This is a genomic window from Providencia sp. PROV130 (assembly GCF_028482225.1).
Taxonomy (GTDB): Bacteria; Pseudomonadota; Gammaproteobacteria; order Enterobacterales; family Enterobacteriaceae; genus Providencia; species Providencia rettgeri.
Genome location: NZ_JAMPQC010000005.1, coordinates 277,739 through 296,826 on the forward strand (window position 1 = coordinate 277,739; position 19,088 = coordinate 296,826).

At 38.2% G+C, this 19,088-nt stretch carries 16 protein-coding genes; 7 read left to right on the forward strand and 9 right to left on the reverse strand.

Going from position 1 to position 19,088, the window contains the following annotated elements; translation table 11 throughout:
• Positions 1-11: 11 nt before the first annotated feature.
• The gene (locus PSF28_RS05190) at positions 12-1,295 is read right to left on the reverse strand and encodes a cystathionine gamma-synthase family protein (protein ID WP_210837487.1); all 1,284 of its coding nucleotides are present in this window, start codon (positions 1,293-1,295) and stop codon (positions 12-14) included.
• A 48-nt stretch (positions 1,296-1,343) separates the two neighbouring features.
• On the reverse strand, positions 1,344-2,378 hold the full coding sequence (locus PSF28_RS05195; RefSeq protein WP_210837489.1) for an isopenicillin N synthase family dioxygenase: 1,035 nt from the start codon (positions 2,376-2,378) through the stop codon (positions 1,344-1,346).
• A gap of 238 nt (positions 2,379-2,616) precedes the next feature.
• Here PSF28_RS05195 and PSF28_RS05200 point away from each other — a divergent pair, with 238 nt between their 5' ends.
• The 3 genes from PSF28_RS05200 to PSF28_RS05210 all read left to right on the forward strand — a co-directional run bounded on the left by PSF28_RS05200 (position 2,617) and on the right by PSF28_RS05210 (position 5,162).
• Positions 2,617-3,477 carry a MetQ/NlpA family ABC transporter substrate-binding protein gene (locus PSF28_RS05200; RefSeq protein WP_210840502.1) on the forward strand — a complete coding sequence of 287 codons (861 nt, stop codon included), beginning with the start codon at positions 2,617-2,619 and terminating at the stop codon, positions 3,475-3,477.
• Between the two features lie 352 nt (positions 3,478-3,829).
• On the forward strand, positions 3,830-4,429 hold the full coding sequence (locus PSF28_RS05205) for a nitroreductase family protein (protein ID WP_210840501.1): 600 nt from the start codon (positions 3,830-3,832) through the stop codon (positions 4,427-4,429).
• Positions 4,430-4,862: 433 nt separating this feature from the next.
• Entirely contained in the window at positions 4,863-5,162 is a 300-nt protein-coding gene (locus tag PSF28_RS05210) for a type 1 fimbrial protein (protein WP_210840444.1), read from the forward strand.
• Between the two features lie 195 nt (positions 5,163-5,357).
• Here the strand turns inward: PSF28_RS05210 and PSF28_RS05215 are convergent, their stop codons facing one another.
• Together PSF28_RS05215 and mak are read right to left on the reverse strand one after the other, a co-directional pair.
• Positions 5,358-7,307 carry a bifunctional 2',3'-cyclic-nucleotide 2'-phosphodiesterase/3'-nucleotidase gene (locus PSF28_RS05215; RefSeq protein ID WP_210840445.1) on the reverse strand — a complete coding sequence of 650 codons (1,950 nt, stop codon included), beginning with the start codon at positions 7,305-7,307 and terminating at the stop codon, positions 5,358-5,360.
• Positions 7,308-8,064: 757 nt separating this feature from the next.
• Entirely contained in the window at positions 8,065-8,970 is a 906-nt protein-coding gene (gene mak, locus PSF28_RS05220; protein ID WP_210840335.1) for a fructokinase, read from the reverse strand.
• A gap of 189 nt (positions 8,971-9,159) precedes the next feature.
• Between mak and rdgC the strand changes: the two genes are divergently transcribed.
• Positions 9,160-10,065: a recombination-associated protein RdgC gene (gene rdgC / locus PSF28_RS05225; RefSeq protein ID WP_272684742.1), complete on the forward strand. Its 906-nt coding sequence runs from the start codon at positions 9,160-9,162 to the stop codon at positions 10,063-10,065.
• 237 nt (positions 10,066-10,302) lie between these two features.
• Entirely contained in the window at positions 10,303-10,818 is a 516-nt protein-coding gene (locus tag PSF28_RS05230) for a GNAT family N-acetyltransferase (RefSeq protein ID WP_004914659.1), read from the forward strand.
• 322 nt (positions 10,819-11,140) lie between these two features.
• On the opposite strand, the gene yedF is transcribed toward PSF28_RS05230, so the two are convergent.
• From yedF to exbB, 4 genes are all read right to left on the reverse strand, one after another.
• Positions 11,141-11,380 carry a sulfurtransferase-like selenium metabolism protein YedF gene (yedF, locus tag PSF28_RS05235; RefSeq protein WP_004914660.1) on the reverse strand — a complete coding sequence of 80 codons (240 nt, stop codon included), beginning with the start codon at positions 11,378-11,380 and terminating at the stop codon, positions 11,141-11,143.
• Positions 11,377-12,591, reverse strand: coding sequence for a selenium metabolism membrane protein YedE/FdhT (gene yedE / locus PSF28_RS05240; protein WP_109911866.1), 1,215 nt, complete (start codon positions 12,589-12,591; stop codon positions 11,377-11,379). The genes yedF and yedE overlap by 4 nt, the downstream gene beginning before the upstream one ends.
• 1,529 nt (positions 12,592-14,120) lie before the next feature.
• Positions 14,121-14,546, reverse strand: a complete 426-nt coding sequence (exbD, locus tag PSF28_RS05245; protein ID WP_210836655.1) for a TonB system transport protein ExbD — start codon at positions 14,544-14,546, stop codon at positions 14,121-14,123.
• 5 nt (positions 14,547-14,551) lie between these two features.
• Entirely contained in the window at positions 14,552-15,493 is a 942-nt protein-coding gene (gene exbB / locus PSF28_RS05250) for a tonB-system energizer ExbB (protein ID WP_210836653.1), read from the reverse strand.
• 414 nt (positions 15,494-15,907) lie between these two features.
• On the opposite strand from exbB, the gene metC reads away from it, so the two are divergent.
• Both metC and PSF28_RS05260 read left to right on the forward strand, forming a co-directional pair.
• Entirely contained in the window at positions 15,908-17,092 is a 1,185-nt protein-coding gene (gene metC, locus PSF28_RS05255; RefSeq protein WP_272684743.1) for a cystathionine beta-lyase, read from the forward strand.
• A gap of 163 nt (positions 17,093-17,255) precedes the next feature.
• Positions 17,256-17,933, forward strand: coding sequence for a DedA family protein (locus PSF28_RS05260; RefSeq protein ID WP_210836649.1), 678 nt, complete (start codon positions 17,256-17,258; stop codon positions 17,931-17,933).
• Positions 17,934-17,972: 39 nt separating this feature from the next.
• Here PSF28_RS05260 and PSF28_RS05265 read toward each other — a convergent pair whose 3' ends face one another.
• Entirely contained in the window at positions 17,973-18,998 is a 1,026-nt protein-coding gene (locus PSF28_RS05265) for a MerR family transcriptional regulator (RefSeq protein WP_210836647.1), read from the reverse strand.
• Positions 18,999-19,088: the final 90 nt, after the last annotated feature.

Here is a 19,088-nt window from a genome sequence, read left to right on the forward strand (position 1 = left end):
CACCCTGATGATTAAATCGCTTCTAATGCTAATTCCAATGCATATTTAAGGTCATTCACATTTTCAATACCTATAGATAGGCGAACTAAATTATCACTAATACCGATTTGTTCTCTGACCTTTTGAGCAACACCTGAGTGGGTTGTCGATGCAGGATGGCTGGCGAGCGACTCAGTTCCCCCTAAACTAACCGCTAATTTAAAGATTGCTAAGTTGTCTAGAAAACGAAATGCATCCGCTTCATTATCCCCTACATTGATAGAGAAAGTTGAGCCTGCTCCTGTACACTGTTTTTGATAAACCTGGTGCTCAACACTCGCTTTCGGAAAAAAGGCAGGAAAATGCACTTTACTGACTTTAGGGTGCTGATGGAGATACTCCGCTAATATTTTTGCACTCTCATTTGCCCTTTCCATACGTAATTGTAATGTTTCTAACGATCGCCCCAACATCCAGCTAGAATGCGGGTCAAGCTGTGTACCGATGGCATTACGTTGGGCTTTTACTTTCTTGACTAGCTCCTGACTTCCAACCACCGCACCTGCGACTAAGTCTGAATGTCCTCCCACATATTTAGTTAGTGAGTACACACTTAAATCTGCACCGAGAGCGAGTGGCTTTTGAAATACAGGCCCTAGCAACGTATTGTCACAAATGACTAACGGAGTTTGCCCATTTTGCTTCGTAGCTATCTGCTTAGCCACTTGGCTAATTAATTCAATATCAACAAGTGTATTCAATGGGTTAGACGGTGTTTCAATATAGATAGCCGCAATTTTTTGCTCTTTCTCGACTCGATTAGCAACTTCTAAGATGGATTCCTGCTTGTACCCATTTTGAAATGGAACCGAAGTTATTCCAAAACGAGCCAAGGTGTTTAAAAATAAGGTTTCAGTTCCACCATAGAGTGGCTGAGAGTGGAGTAGTACATCACCCGGTTGCAATACTGCCATTAAGCAAGTCGTAATAGCCGACATACCGGAAGAAAATAGTGCTGCGCTTTGTGCACCTTCATATAGAGCTAATCTGTCTTCAACAATCTCACTATTTGGATGGTTAAAACGTGAATACACCAATCCTTGTTTCTGGTTTTCGCTCGTTTGTGTGCGCCCACTAACTAAATTAAAAAAATCTTTCCCTTCCTGAGCGGTTTTAAATACAAATGTAGATGTCAGAAAAACAGGCGGTTTAATTGATCCTTCTGAAAGCTTAGGGTCATACCCATAACTCATCATTAACGTTTCTGGGGATAATTCTTTACCCTGTAAGTCCTTTTTATAGCTTTGTTCTGACATTTTTAGCTCCAATACGGTTTATCATCATATCTCTAACGACTTAATTGCTCAGATAATATTATTATTACTTATTATTTGCTCATATTCCTTAGGATAAAAGCGACGAGTTACTGTCAAATGGGAACGCAAACGCCCTTTAATGACATTTTTTCCGAGATTAGTAAATAATGGGTTTAATGGATCGCTATCAGGCCCTAACGCTTGTTGTGCTAAATAATGGGGTAAATTTAATAATGGGACTTCTTCCGCAAAAATATTTGGTGTAATAAAATAAGCAATGGAATAGCGGGAATGACTATTTTTACGCCTAACAACTTGATGAACATTCGCACGTAAATAGCCATTAGTGGCTAATTCAAATACTTCTCCAATATTTACCACAAATGCATTTTCCAAAGGTTCAACATCTATCCAACCAGCATCAGTTTCAACTTGTAGCCCCCCACTATTATCCTGCCATAATAAGGTTAAAATTCCCGCATCTTTGTGCGCTCCAACCCCTTGCTCCCCTTCATTATTATCTTCCCTTGCCGGATAATGAATAAGTTTTAATAAATGTTGGGCAGGGTCGGCAATAATTTCATCAAAGCTATTTTCAGGCAATTCTAATGCAACTAAAAATGCTTTAATTAATTTTACCGCAATGGTTCGCATTTCACGTTGCCACGCAAGTGCTTGGGGTTTAAGTTCAGGTAAGGATTGTGGCCATTGGTTTGGCCCATGTAAATTAAACCAGATAGGGTCATCTTGATTAAGTTGTAATGCCGGTAACTCTTCGCCAATATCAATCTGTTCGCGGTAATCTGGCTGGCTACGAGTACTCTCTTCTGTGGATGCCGTATACCCTCGAAAATGCTTTGAGTATTCCATCGAGATACTTTCTTTTTCGCTTTGAGGTAAGGCAAAAAATTGCTTAGTTGTAGCTAATAATTGCTCTCGGGTACCAGCAGAAATATTGTGCCCAACGAGATAAAAAAAACCAATTTCCCTGGCAATAAACCGTAATTTTTTATAGAAATCCTCCCTTGTTTCAGGGTTTTCAAGTTCATGTAAATCAATAATAGGTAATTGTGTTATAGACATATTAATCGACCTTCTAAAATATTTTTTTAAATGATGAATAAAATTCACGATATATTTATCACTCGATTAAATACCACATCTGATATTACTAAAAATAATTTAAAACTATATCGATATAACTTTTTGAATATTTTAACCTTATATAACTAAAAAGAAAAAATGTGGAAAAAATATTATTTATAAAGCGTTATTTTTATTTGGTTAGATACTGATAACAAAACCAATTAGAGATCATCAAATGAAAAAACTACCTGCAGTGTTATTGTCTTTGTCGTTATCGGCCGTAGTGGCATGTTCCCAAGAAGAAAGCACTAACGAAATAACAGAGTCACAAAAAGCAACATCACAAAAAATTATTATTGGCAGCCACGGTAGTGATGCGGATATATGGCAATTTATTGCTCAATCTTCGGAAGCTAAAAAAGCCAATCTCGATATTGATGTCAAAATTATTGATGATGGAATAACTCTTAATGTCGCCACTATTGACGGAGATGTTGATGTGAATGCATTTCAATCTTGGGGCTTTTTAAAAGATTTTAATAAAAGTCATAATAACCAATTAACCGCAATTTCAACCACCTATTTTGAACCAATGGGTATATATTCGGTAAAGCATAAAAAATTGGCTGATTTACCTCAGCAATCTATCGTTGCCATTCCTAACGATGCAGCCAATCATATACGTGCACTTAAATTACTTGAAAAGTCAGGGTTAATTGCATTAAAACCTGATTTCAACCAAGCCACAGGGTCTACTAATGATATTGTCTCGAACCCTAAGAACTTAGTTTTTAGGCAAATAAAATATGCTCATGGCCCAAGGGCATTACCGGATGTTGATATCGCAGTCATCGGTAATACAGCTGCACAAGAAGGCGGGTTAAACGTTTTAACTGACTCGCTATTTAGGGAAGAAAATGATGAGACTATTATTAATAATATCAATTTATTAGTCGTTAAAACAGATAACAAGGATAACCCCAAATTTGCCAAATTAGCAGAACTGTACCACACTGAAGCGGTAAGAAAGTACATCATTGATAATTTTGGCGGAACTAAAATAGAAATAACCAAAAATATTAGTGAACTCAATTAAGTAAAACTAGTTATCATTCTTGCCTAGCAGGATTACGCCCCTAGCTAGGCTCTTTCATTTCCCATATTTTCCCCCTTTTTTATACTCAATTATTTTCTATGCATGTTATTCATTCGTGCTTATCCATGCTCATTTTCACCATAAAACACCACCAGAAATAAAAACAATCCATTGATTTTAAACAAATTAAAACCACATCTTGACTTGATTCAAAAATTTGAACCTTATCGTTAAATTTTTTTTCTATGATTTTTTATTCCCCACGTTATAGTAATAACCATTGAAACACACTACGGCTTCTAAGATTTATTCAATAACATGCCGTGCGCTAATGAAAAGCTAGGAGACTAAAATGTCTAACGCATTTATCGAAATGATTAAAAATCGTCGTACCATTTATAACCTCGGCGATGCTTTACCTGTATCAGAAGAACACGTCACGAAATTAGTTAAAGAAGCAGTTAAACATTCACCATCATCATTTAACTCACAAACATCTCGCGTGGTGATTTTATTTGGTGCTGAACATAAAAAACTATGGAATATGACCAAAGAAGCACTGCGTAAAATTGTTCCTGAGCAAGCCTTCGCTGCAACAGAACAAAAAATTGATAGCTTTGCTGCAGGTGCTGGTTCTATTCTGTTTTTTGAAGACCAAGACATCGTAAAAGGCTTACAAGAGCAATTTCCTTTATATGCGGATAATTTCCCAATTTGGTCTGAACAAGCCAGCGGTATCGCTCAATTCGCAGTTTGGACTGCATTATCACAAGAAAATATTGGTGCATCTTTACAGCACTACAATCCACTGATTGATAATGACGTACAAACTGCATGGAAAGTTCCTGCTAATTGGGTATTACGCGCTCAAATGGTATTTGGTTCTATTAATTCACCTGCAGGTGATAAAGACTTTATGGACGATGATGTTCGTTTCAAAGTTTTCAAATAAGCTGAAATAATACTAAAACTTTAAATAATCCTCTCGTAATATACTTACGGGGGAATTTTATTTATATCATATTATTAAAGTGAATCACTTAATTTCATCACTTATGATTCTCATCATTTAAAATAATAGCTTATTCCAAATTAATCCGTGTTATCAATAAAACATAATTACTAAAAGTACTGTATCAAAATAAATAGAAATATTTACAATTGCACTGTTATTATTACACTTTCATTACTACTTGATTATTAATTGATCAGAAGAAATTAAACAAATAGATAAATTGATACTTATCAATGAATTAATCAATCCTCCCACTAAACTCTAAGTATATTTTCATTTTTAGTTTTGCATTATGGATATTTGAACTACACTAAAAGTGAGAGCACAAAAACACGCTTCATCGTGTAACATGTTATTAAGGGGGTGGACTATGAAAGGTTTATCTTTACTAACATCTATTGTTGCTATAATCATTTCAAGCTGTTCTTTCACCTATGCAAGTAATAATTCATCAGGAGGTACAATTTCATTTACAGGTTATATCTATGAGCCACAATGTTCAGTCAACGTTGAACATAAAGAGCAAGTTAATGTTAAATGTTACCGGAAAGGTAAAGACATCTCGATAACCCGTTCCTTAAAAGAGGGCCAAAAGATAGAATCTGAATATGTAAAAGTAGAATATGACAAAAACTCTAAATTACCTATGTTGAATGTTTTTTATGAATAGTAATATGATGTCTATATTAATTATAACCGCTCGGGGTATTAAACTTTAAAAGTGGTGTTAATATTCCGAGCGCTATTTCCCCTTAACATCTGCTTAATTCGCATCATCCCCACTAATAACCGCATCTCAAACCTATAAGTTAGCAACTAAAAAGCCCACCCGTAGGCAGGCTTGAACGATACAAATACGTTAAGATTACTTCTCAGTTAAGTCTATTTGATAAATAGCGAAACCAATATCATCAGTACCGATTTGTTTCATCGGATACTGTGCATTTTCTTTGATAAAGTTTGCAGCCTTTTCACTTGGTGCTGTTTCAAAGCGAACATCCAGTTTTTTGTCTGTTTTAATTGGTGTGAATGACCAATTATTAGCCGCTTTAGTCGCAATTTGTCCTTTCTCTTTAGACTCTTTAGCAATATAAGCCGCTAAAATAGAACGGTTTTCATCCGGAGATGCAAATGCAACATTATTATCACCTGTTCCCGCAAATTTACCGCCGTAGCCACGGTAGTTATTCGTTGCCACTAAGAAGGTGGCTTTTGGATCAATCGGCTTACCTTGGTAGGTGACATTTTTGATTCGGTTAGCATCTTTATTGACGGTTTGGCAATCAACATCGTATTTCGCTGGTTGAGTCAAGTCGATTTGATAATTTACACCACTAATGGTATCAAAGTTATAAGTTCTGAAACCATTCCAATTCAATAAGCTTTGTGGTGCTGTTGATTGTGGATTGATTTGATTGAACATTCCCGCTGAACATTCTAACCATTCGACGACATCCGCACCGGTCGCTTTAACCACAACCAACGTATTTGGATATAAATATAGGTCAGCAGCATTACGGAAGGTTAAATCACCTTTTTCGACTTCAATGAATTCAGTCGGTGAATTTTTACGACCGCCTGCTTTAAATGGTGCTGCGGCTGCAAGAACCGGTAAATCAGCCAGATCTGGGTCACCTTGAATAAAGTTTTTGGTGTAATCAATTTGGGCATCATTCACGATTTGTACAGTTGGATCGCTTTGAACCAATGCTAAGTAGCTGTACATGTTTTCTGATGCTTTACCGATATGTTTCCCGACAAATTTACGAGTATCTTGGTGTTCTTGTTCAATAATTTTTGCGAGGTCGCCATCGCGCTCAACCAAAGCTTTCTTATTTGGTTTGTCATAGACAGGGCGTGCATGAGCGGTTGCATCAACCACTTTCCAAGCACCATCATCATTATTGACCACTAAATCAACAACACCTAAATGATCACCCCACTGTCCTGGCATGACAGCGGGTACGCCATTCACAGTTCCTTTTGCCACATCAACGCCTTTGATATCACTGAAATCTTTGCTTGGGAACACACCGTGTGAGTGGCCAAACATAATGGCGTCAATACCCGGAACTTCACTGAGGTAATAAACTGAGTTTTCAGCCATTGCTTTATATGGCTCTTGAGAGAAACCAGAGTGAGGGATCGCAACAACTAAATCTGCTCCCTCTTTTTTCATTTGAGGTACAAATTTTTTCGCGGTTTCAGTAATGTCATTAACTAATACTTTGCCTTCTAAATTTGGTTTATCCCAAATGAGAATTTGCGGTGGAACAAAACCAATATAACCAATCTTGATGGTGTGTGTTTTGCCGTCTCTATCTTTAACTGGTGTATCGACAATAATATATGGGTTAAAGTAGTTTTTACCTGTTTTCGCGTCGATAATATTGGCATTAATGTATGGGAATTTTGCGCCATCAATCGCTTTGTGTAAGAACTCTAATCCAAAGTTAAACTCATGGTTACCGAAGTTACCTACGGTGTAACCCATAGTATTTAAAAGTTTATGTGCTGGGTGAGATTCACCGTCTTTTAAACCTTCACCTACTATATAATCTGCTAATGGGCTACCTTGGATTAAATCTCCGTTGTCCACTAATACTGAGTTTGTTGCTTCTTGTTTAGCGGCTTTAATTAATGTCGCGGTACGTACGTAACCAAATTGCTCTGTCGGCTTGTCTCTATAGTAATCAAAGTCAACGAGGTTGCTGTGAACATCCGATGTTTCCATTACGCGTAAATCAACCGTCGCCGCGTTCACATTAAATGCGACTAACATAGCAAGTGTTGAAAGTTTTAATACTTTATTCATGTAATCCCCTTAGTTGCCATTTTTGAGAGAAAATTGCCTCTCAAATTTGAGTACCTACCCTGTAAAATTGAACAAATAAACAACAAAAATAGCGTTAAAATTTTACACTATGTGCATGACGTCAATTTTTAATGATAATACACTGCAAACAGTAACCATTTTTTGTGACTAAATCACGGTTTTCATCTTTTTATTGGGCTTGATTTTTATATAGCTCACAAAAATGAATTAATGATGACAAATTCACCTTAATTAACTTACGTTATTCCATTAAGGAGTTGTGAATATTTTTCGAAGGAAAAAAAGAACTGTGATTTATGTCACTTAGTATTAAAGAATCTTATTTAACTTAAATCCCTGTGCTTTATTTCACCAATAAAATACTTCTATTTTTCTTATCCATTTTTATTCTATAAATATACTCATCAAATTATTTTCAATTAATCTAAATTTAATTTAAGAATTAAAAGATGATTATTTAATCATTAGTTTTCTAAAGAGATTTCATTAGATTAGAAACCAACTATTTTTTCCTAAAGAGATTTCATTCGATTAGAAATCAAGTATTTTTTCTAAATAATTCGAGTTGTGGCAAGGCGGCAAGATGAGGTCATCTCTAGGAGCATACATAAGTATGTGACTAAAGTGACTGAATGAAGCCAACACAGCCACAGCTTGAAGTATGACGAAAAAATAGGAGCATGCACAAGTATGTGACCCGAGTAGCCGAGCGCAGCCAACAACGCTACAGCGTAAATTAGGACGAAAATAGCCAAGCGGCTCCGCGAACCCCACTCGAATCGCCATGCACCGCTTTACGAATTGGCGTATCACACTCCCTACCAAATACCCATTGGCGGATCCTTGCTGGCAACGCTTCATATAAGTAATCTACATTGCTCATTCCGCCCCCTAGCACTATCACGTCTGGGTCTAACATATTAATGGCTTGTCCGAGGGCTTTTGCGAGGCGATTGAGGTAATTTTCCAGTGCAATGGTGGCATGTTTATCACCTGATTGTGCTAATTCGACAATTTCCATCCCCGTTTTTTGGCTTCCTGACATTTTCGCGTAATCCGCCATAAACCCTGTGCCTGAGACAAACAATTCCGTGCAACCTGTCAGCCCGCAATAGCAGTTTTCTGTTACTAGAAATTGCCTATCTTGCTCATCTTGCCATGGTAGAGGGTTATGACCCCATTCCCCTGCAACGCCATTTCCCCCTGAGTGCACTTGCCCATTTATTGCAATTCCTGCACCACATCCAGTTCCGATAATTACGGCAAACACGACTTTCTCGCCTGCTCCTGCACCATCAACGGCCTCAGAGACGGCGAGACAATTAGCGTCATTTGCCATTTTTACTTTACGGTTTAATAAATAACTTAAATCGGCATCGAACGGTCTGCCATTAAGCCATGTGGAATTGGCGTTTTTAACTCTTCCTGTCACTGGAGACAAGGTTCCAGGGATCCCAACACCAACACTGCCTGACAACCCCGTCGCCGTTTCTGCATCCGCCACTAAACTCGCGATCGCTTTAAGTGTCGCATCATAATCACCACGAGGTGTTAGAATACGTTTACGAAACAAAGTATTACCACTGTCATCCAATGCAATAACTTCAATTTTGGTTCCACCAAGGTCAATACCTATTCTCATTATGATGCTCTCTACTATTCAAGGGTTCTATGGTTATCATGGCTTGATTTGAGGAGTATTATCAATAGTTAGCTAATGAAATGATAGCAGCCCTCAACGTCAACGTATTTTTTTTCGCTTAATAACAGACAATTCGCTATCATAGCCCCCTGCTCTAACTGGCTATTTATCAACAAAGGTAGGTTTTTCATGTGGTTCAAGAATATATTGGTCTATCGCCTAAATCGGGATTTGGCACTCTCCGCAGATGATTTAGAGAAACAGCTTGCCGCCCTCGCCTATCATCCTTGTGGTAGCCAAGACATGATGCAAACTGGCTGGGTTTCCCCTATGAATGGTGGTGATGCATTGACGCATGCTGCGGGTAATCAAATTCTTATTTGTGCTAAAAAAGAAGAAAAAATGCTGCCATCTCCTGTAATAAAGCAAGAACTACAGGATAAAATTGAAAAACTAGAAGCTGAACAAGGGCGTAAGTTAAAAAAAACCGAAAAAGACTCCTTAAAAGATGAAGTCGTCCATGCTTTACTCCCTCGCGCATTTAGTAAATTTAGTAAAACCTACATTTGGATTGATACTGTAAATCAATTAATTATTGTTGATGCCGCAAGCGCAAAACGCGCTGAAGATAATTTAGCTTTACTTCGCAAAAGCCTAGGTTCTTTACCTGTCGTTCCTCTGACTTTTAAAGACCCTATAGAGCTAACACTCACTGAGTGGATCCGTTCAGGCTCATTACCACAAGGCTTTGCTGTCATGGATGAAGCAGAGCTAAAAGCTATCTTAGAAGAAGGTGGTATTATCCGCTGTAAGAAGCAAGACCTAATTTCTGATGAAATCGCAAACCACATTGAAGCTGGCAAGCTCGTTACCAAACTGGCCTTAGATTGGGAAGAGCGTATCCAGTTCATGTTATCTTACGATGGTTCACTAAAACGCCTCAAATTTAGCGATACATTAAAAGACCAAAATGATGACATCGCCAAAGAAGACTACGCTCAAAAATTTGATGCTGATTACGTCTTAATGACCGGTGAACTCAGTGCATTAATCGCTCGCTTGATTGATGTCTTAGGTGGTGAAGCCGAACACTAAATTTGTTTCCATATCCTCTATTGCTCTCACAATGGCAACTAACACTTAAGTAAGTTGCCATCACTTTTTAGATCCCGCTTACATAGCCACAATTAAGTCATTGACTGGTTGTGAAATCTCTGGTTGATTGATTTATATCCATATCGCAAATTTCTGATATTTAATTATGTTCAACAACAATAATAAAAATAATCCATCACTGATGATTATGGTCAATATTCTGTCGAAGGAAATGTTATGAAAGAGCTCATCGAACCTGAATTAGATGAAAATTCACTGGTTACCCTACAAAAAGTCACTGCAGAAAATTTTTCTGAAATTTGCTTACTAAGTCATACACTTAGTGAGGCACAGCGTAATATGGTAGCAGATAACGCCTATTCCATGGTGGAAGCACAATTTTCTGATTGTGCATGGTATCGAGGCATATACGCTGATGATGTCCCTGTTGGTTTTATCATGCTGCATTCAGGGCTAGATGACGATGAGTTAGAATATGACGGCATTATGCTTTGGCGCTTTATGATTGCAGAACCCTACCAAAAACTGGGGTTTGGCCGAGAAGCTTTAGTTCAAGTCATCCAGTATTTAAAGAGAAAAGGTTATCCTCGCCTTTATAATAGCTGTGGTGAAGGGGAAGAAAGCCCATTTGAGTTCTACAAAAAGCTTGGTTTTGTTCCAACAGGCGCTTATATGGATGACGAATGTGAGTTGGTTCTAGATATTACTAATTGGCAAGAACAAGAAGAGTAACCGAACTACTACCTATACTAACCGTGTTCAATTTCCCGATTTACCGACCGCTTTAATATATGTAGGGTATCACCAAGATACCCTACATTATTTGGGGTGTAGCTAGGCGACAATTGAATAAGCTCTGGGTATCGTGTGACTAGAGCTTGTGAGAGCAGTCAACAACGCTACAGCACGAAGCATGACCAATACCAATACGCTAAATAGTTTGTGCTGTCGCAAGGCGGCAAATGCGTTAGACCCTAGGAGCATACACAAGTATGTGACTAGGGCTAACGCATGAAGCCAACGCCGCGACAGTGCAAAATATGACGCGTATTCGTTATTTTTGGATAAGATAACGAATAGTCGGCCCATCTTGCTGAATATCCAACACAGTATAACCGTAGTTTTTCGCATCCAGAGGAATATTATTGATCGACTGCGGGCAATCACTGACTACCTCTAATATTTCGCCTTTTTTCAGCGATGGCATTGCTTCTAATGTTGCCACCGCTGGGTATGGACAAGGTTCCCCGACCATATCTAACCGGTAATCAGGGATAATGTCTTTCTTACTCATACTACCTCCACGGATACATTAGATGCTTTTTGAGAACGTTTACGAAAAAAATGTTTTTCCCAGACCAACATCAGTACAAATGCGACCGCTAATAACCCATAAGTGACTAGTAATCCACCTTCTGGACCAAAAGTTTCGAGTAGATTAACTTTGTCAAAATCAGTCGCTAGCCAAGGGCCTAAGTCATCCCAGTAGTAAGCCAGTACTGTAGCACCAATAATATTACCAAAGCCTACCCACCAATAATGAACCTGGCCTTCTACGGCACGGTACATCCAGCCCGTTTCACAGCCACCAGCGAGTACAATACCGAAGCCAAACAGCAATCCACCAATAACAGCATTCGGCCCAGCCCATAAAATTTTTGGCGTTGCACCTAACTGCACATAGCTGAAAATACCAATCGCACTGACCGCCATACCAATAATGATAGCTTTCGCCATATGGGTGCGTCCGGTGATCCACAGGTCACGAAATGCAGAGGTAAAACAAATTTGTGCTCTTTCTATCAGTAACCCGAAGCCAATACCACATAAAATGGCAAACCCCATTACTGGGGAGTCTAATAAGGTATAAAAGCCCCAAGCCAGTGCTAAAGTGAAAATCACCATTCCCAGTTTAAAGCGTCTTTTCGCCACATTATGATTTTGTGTTAGCGGCGATGCGGTACTGACTTTTTTCAGTTTCACAGGAATGCGAAACATTGGCATTAGTGTGAATTTCGCACCAAAGTATGACCCTGCCGCAGTAGCAACAGCAAAATACCATGCGTGTAATGAAAATTGAGGGATGCCAGTAAAGAATGCAGCTAAATTACACCCCATCGCCAAACGAGCACCAAATCCAGCGATAATACCGCCTAAAATAGCTTGAAAAATACGTATCCGATGCTGAGGCATTCGTAATTTAATATTATTGGCCCATAATGCAGCGGCAAAACACCCGGCAAACATACCAATAATCATGACACCATCAATGCGATCCAGTGGTGTACCCTCAAAGCCAATAACTTTGAAATAGCCCCATGTCTCTGGCTCAGCACCAAACAACTGCATGATGTGCCCGCCCCAACGCGTAAACTCACCCGTGACAGCCCAGAATGTGCCCGTCAAGCCAAAGTAATAGGTTGATAAGATACCTGCTGCAATAACTGCAGGTAATGGTTTCCAAAAACCGATGAGATAGCGAGATTTAAAATCAGACCAAGTCATTGTTACTTCCAATTCATTCACGCCAGACCTTGGCAGAGAAATTCGCCGTTGTATAATTATCGTTATAAGTATTTATATCGACCCCCACAGCGAAGTGGCAACATCATACTCCGATAAATTTTTTCGTGAAGTTATTTCATCATAAAACGAGAGACAGATTGATCTTGAGCACACTCAGATTTGAAGAAATAGACTGAAATAAAAAAAAAGCGCTATCTTAATGATAACGCTGGAAGTGTAGTCTTATTTTATCTATAGAAGAGTATAATATGAAATTGCCGTATTACGGCGACGCTTGCTATGCGTAGTCTGTAGTCAGCCCATTTGACTCCAGTAATAACACTTATCTCACGGTATAAATACGTTCACTTAGCTGACCTACCTGTTAAGTAATTATATCTATTTTTAATGCAAAGGCCTAAACGTTCACTAACTTTATATTATTCCCAAATTAGCATTGGCCTTATTGATTCCCTAGCATAAGTAAATTATAAAAATAGATAACGCAGTATAATAAAGTATTTAAAAGTGTTTCTAAATGTTATTGATTGCATTATAGCGCAACACTTTTGTTGCGCAAGTGTTTTTTTATTTTCATGATAAGATACAAAAAAATCAAATAAAACAATTAGAATCAAATGGATACATTAAAAAAGTCAAAATAGGGCAAAATATTTAACCTATAGTTAAGATATTACAAACAATTTACATTTTTTATAGAAAATAATTTATTTAAAATTTAAAAGTAAATTTAATATTAATTAATATATATCACATAGCTTTACAAATATATTTTCTGGAATAATAAAATCTTTTGAACATTAATAAAATTTACATATTTTTCAATTATAAATATTAATGATATTTACGTAATTAAAATTTATTAAACTACGAATTAAATATAAAAACAATCAGGGTCATGATAAATAATCACTTTTCTGATGAATCCTTCCCTTACAAAATAACCACCAACTTAATAAGGAATTAGGCCAAATAGGTTAAAAATGATCTCTATACAAACCCTTACTTATAATATGGTTTATTTTTCATTAAGTTTTACATCGCTATTGCATTACTTTTGATAAAATAATCAGCATTAATATGCTATTTAACTCGCATTTAAAAATTAAAAAACCAAGAAAATGAATCAATGTAACTAATAGATAAATAGTAAAAAAGGTAAAATCAATAGACATTACTGTGATAAGAAAAAAAAACAAACAATGATTCATTATAAAAATTAATAAGATGCTTCATTGCTTATAGAAAATACAAGCAAAAATATCCTAAATAGAGTGAAACAATGAGTACAATAGCTACCCCAGCCTACCAAATTACAAATATAAAACGTCAATTAAGAATAAAATTCTTAAAAAGAAATTTAATTAGCAAAATAAATGTGATGAGATAGACAAAAACGGAGTTAACGGGAAATTAGAACGCTACAGACTTACCTTAAGGCACAGTTAGATAATAAAAAAACGCGTTTTACCCTTAATGATAAAACGCGTTTATACGATGTAATTCGCTTATTTTGAGGATGTTGCTTCCATACCCACTAAACCAATCTTCAAGTACCCTGATTGACGCAATGCATTCATTACATCCATCATAGTTTCATAATCAACACTCTTGTCCGCTTGGAAAAAGATTGTCGTTTCCTTATTAGAACTTGTTGCTTGGTCAAGTGTAGAAGCAAGCTGTTCTTTTGTCACAGCTTGGTCACCAATAAAAAGCTGGTTGTCCGATTTCACCGTTAGAAATACGGGTTTTTCTGGACGCGGCTGCGGCTTCGCTGTCGAAGCTGGTAGGTCGACTTTAATATCAACTGTTGCCAATGGTGCCGCAACCATAAAGATAATCAATAAAACCAACATAACATCAATAAAAGGTGTTACGTTAATTTCATGCATTTCACCGCTATCGTCTTGTTCGTCACCTAAACGCATTGCCATAATAATTACCTTGCTTTGCTATTTGCCAGATCAAGATCACGCCCCAGTAACAATGCGGACTGAGCAGCGGCATCCCCTACTTGACCACGATAGTTGTTGATCATACGAGCAAAAATATTATAAATCACAACCGCAGGGATAGCGGCAATAAGACCAATTGCTGTCGCTAATAGTGCTTCTGCAATGCCTGGCGCAACAACAGCAAGGTTAGTTGTTTGTGAGTGGGCAATCCCGATAAAGCTATTCATGATCCCCCAAACAGTTCCAAATAAACCGACGAATGGAGAAATCGCACCAATAGTAGCCAAATAACCATTGCCACGGCCCATATAACGGCTAATAGCAGCAACTGCCCTTTCTAGACGGAATGCAGTACGCTCTTTTGTTCCTGATAAATCAGAGCTATTGGCTGATAACGCCCGCTCAGTAACGGCTTCATTTAATAACATACGAGTAATGCTATTTGCTTTGAAGCCTTCTGCGATACTGACTGCTTCATCGAGTGATTTCACCTCAGCAATCGCTTTCGCTTCTTCTTTTAAGCGACGGCGAGCAACTAAAATCTCTAAACCTTTTGAGAAAAACAGTGCCCATGTAATAACAGAAGCAATCACCAAACCAATCATAACGGTTTTAACCACGTTATCTGCATTTTGGTACATTCCCCAAACAGATAAGTCTTGATCAAAGCCCCCTGTTGGTGCTTCTGTTGCAATTTCAATATTTTCATTAACAACTGTTGTGTTCACTGTTTCACCTTGTACAGGCACAGCGGGTACTGATGCAACTTCAGCACTTGGTGTTGTTGGTGGTGCAGCCGGATTTACTGCCGGTTGTGTTGATGGTGTATTTTGAGACGCAGCTGGTGTTGTTGCAGGTGTGGTTTCAGCTACTGCCGTACCCATCAAGCCGAACGCCAATAGAATAGAAGCTGTTAGTTTACGCATCAGTTGGCCTTTACTCTCTTTTTAGTGTTGTATAATAAAATTCATATCGATGATTGTGCCATTCATCGACTAACCTTTAAAAGCGAAATTTGACTCGCGCTGTCCGTCTCTTTTCAAAAAGACGGTGCTGATGATATCAAACACAGCGCGAATTGATAGTAATTATCATTAGTATTCGCGATTTTTTTATATTTTTTTGCGTTTAGACAAACATGCCCTTCTCTATTATGCGGTTATTTTCCTTAATAATTCATCGCTCAATTAAGTGATCATACGCAACCTGACAAAATGAAACTTACCTATGATTTGAAAGTTGAAGAATACTCAAGTTACATTTCTATCAGGATCATTTAACGTCTTAGTATAAATCACCTCTAAATTTAACCAGCTCACATTCTGTGTAGGGAAAAAATCATGGCAGACATAAAACCTGAAACACAATTAGTCCATATTGGGCGGAACCCTAAGTACACACAAAAAGGGGTAAACCCCGTTATTCAGCGAGCTTCTTCTATTATTTTTGATACGCTTGAAGAGAAACGTCATGCAACTCGCCATCGTGCAAATAACGTACTATTTTATGGACGCCGTGGTACGCAAACACATTTTGCTTTTCAAGAAGCCATGACAGAATTAGAAGCGGGTGCCGGTTGTGTCCTTTACCCTTCTGGCGCTGCCGCAATTACCAATGCCATTTTGTCCTTTATTTCTGCAGGCGAACATATCCTTGTTACCGGTTCAGCTTATGATCCAACCCAAAATTTTTGTGACAATATTCTCACTAAGTTAAATGTTCAAACCACGTATTTTAATCCCCTAATCGGAACGGGAATTGCTGATTTAATCCAATCCAATACGCGTATTGTATTCTTAGAATCCCCTGGCTCCATCACCATGGAAATTCATGATTTACCTGCAATCGTAAAAGCTATACGTGCTAAATCGCCTGAAATTGTAATTATGATTGATAACACTTGGGCTGCCGGCGTCTTACTTAAACCATTATTATTTGATGTTGACGTTTCAATCCAATCAGCAACTAAATATATCAATGGCCATTCCGACGGAATGCTCGGCCTTGCTGTGGCTAACCAACGCTGTATTGAAACATTACGTGAAAATTCCTATCTCTTAGGCCAAACAGCTGACCCAGACACTGTTTATATGGCTAATCGTGGCCTGCATACATTGCCGACTCGATTAAAACAGCATCAAATTAATAGCTTACAAGTTGCTAATTGGCTACAACAACGCCCTGAAGTTGAACAGGTTTTTCACCCAGCACTTGAGAGTTCGCCAGGTCATGAATTCTTTATTCGTGATTTTACAGGCTCAAATGGTCTGTTCTCTTTCCAACTAAAATCACGCTTAACTACGGAGCAATTTACCGCTTTTCTTGATAATTTTAATCAATTTAAAATAGGCTATTCATGGGGCGGTTTTGAATCGCTGATTTTGGGATACCAAAAAGAAGATTTGCTCAGTATGCGGCAGTATGATTTTTCACCAAAAGAAGGCACCTTTTTCCGAGTGCACATCGGTTTAGAGCACACCGATGATTTAATTCACGACTTACAATTAGCTTTTGAGCGAATTTAATTTGTAGCTTAAATCAACATGTTAATTGCAGGATAATCATTAAATATTTCCTGCAATTTATCCACTCAATGATTAATTCATCAAACAAATCAAACTTGAGCCCTTTTTTTCCTGTAATATAGATGATAAAGAAATTCGCTTTTACGCAGATACAGGAATGATTATGGAAGTCCTACGCGAAATCGTACTGGCACTTTGGCACCACGATTTCCTTAAACTCTCCAACCCTGAAGTGCTTTGGGTTATTTATACCGTACTTTTTGTTGTCATTGTTTTAGAAAATGGCGTTCTTCCCGCCGCTTTCCTACCCGGTGATACCTTGTTGATCCTTTCAGGTGCATTAATTGCCAAAGGGGTCCTGCACTTTGTTCCCACAATACTATTGCTGACAACAGCAGCCAGTTTAGGTTGCTGGCTAGGCTTTCTACAAGGCCGATGGTTAAGTGAAACCAAGGTTGTGAAACGCTGGTTAGCGCAAATTCCTGAGGAATATCACACCAAAGCAAATAATATGTTTAATAAGCAAGGATTATACGCCCTACTTATCGGCCGCTTCCTTGCATTTGTCAGAACAATATTACCTTTGCTCGCTGGGTTATCTGAATTAAGTCACCGCCGTTTCCAATTTTTTAACTGGCTAAGTGGCTTGTTATGGGTTGGCTTAATAGTCACCTTGGGGTATGCCTTAAACCAAATTCCTTTTGTGAAAGAACATGAGCAAATTGTCATTAGTGCGCTGATGATTATCCCTGTCATCTTACTAATTAGTGGGCTAATTGGTTCAATTGTAATGTATTGGAAACACCGAAAGGCACTCTCTGGTAACAAAGAAAAACCATAGTATGACCGAGTAATGGCCGCTAATTAGCGGCCATTTGGCTTATTTGTCCATCAAGATACTAATAGCAGAAAACAAGTACTGGCCAATTTCTGCTGTCATCCATGTTCCTTGCGAAATCTTGGGTTCCTCTCGATAAATTGCCCGAATTCTCTCTTGTAGCTCAGGATCTCCCCCCGTAAACTGGTTGAACATCGTTAACCATGTTTTCGCTAATTGTTGTACTTCGGGTGAATCTGGGGATTTATGTGCTTTTAATGCATTATATAAACCCGCAATGAGTTCTGGCCACACCTGGCCTGAAGCAAAATAATGTTGCTGAACAAAAGCAAATTGCTCCGCGGTTAAATGAGGTTTAAACAGTGATAATTGGTACTCACTAAAACCCTCTGCAACAAATTGGATCATTGCAACAGAAATGCCCGATGAATAGGCTAATGTGTTATCCGATAAATGTATTTGATTCAGCCGTGCAAAGAAATCCGGATTGCCCCCAGTATCTCGCTCTAACGCCGTCATCCATTCATGTGCAATTTTTTGCGCCTCGGTAGATTGAGGTATAGCGCCTTGTTCCATCAGCTTGTTTACCGTTGCTACCCGCTGTTGCCACTCTTGATTTTTCAGCGTGTGCGCCGTATAGAGTGGCAATTGTTCCAATTCTTGAGGGGTAAAATATTTATCAAACATCGACATCATCTCCAATACAGAAAACCAATCAGCCTGAGTTAAAGTAGTGCCTGTTTGCATTTGCTTGTGTAATTGCTCTAATCGATAACGCAATGTTGCCATTCGCTCCATTTGTTCCGTTAATAATGCAATTCGTTCTTGCAACAAACTCGTCATATCCCCACTCTGGCCATCTAGTAATTCACCGATGTTTTTTAGTTTGACTCCAACCTGCCGTAGCAATTGAATTTGCGTTAAACGCTCTATGCATTGCATGTTGTAAAGCCGATAACCCGCATCGGTTCTTGCAGTTGGTACCAATAAGCCAATTTCTTCATAATGATGTAGTGTACGGATGGTTAATCCTGTTTTTTCCGCAATCTCACCAACTTGAAATAGCATAGGTTCCTCCTGTAATTGCGACCAAGGTTAGTGCCTCACGTTACGTGAGAGTCAATCTCAATTTTGCATTTTTTATTGGAATTATATTTT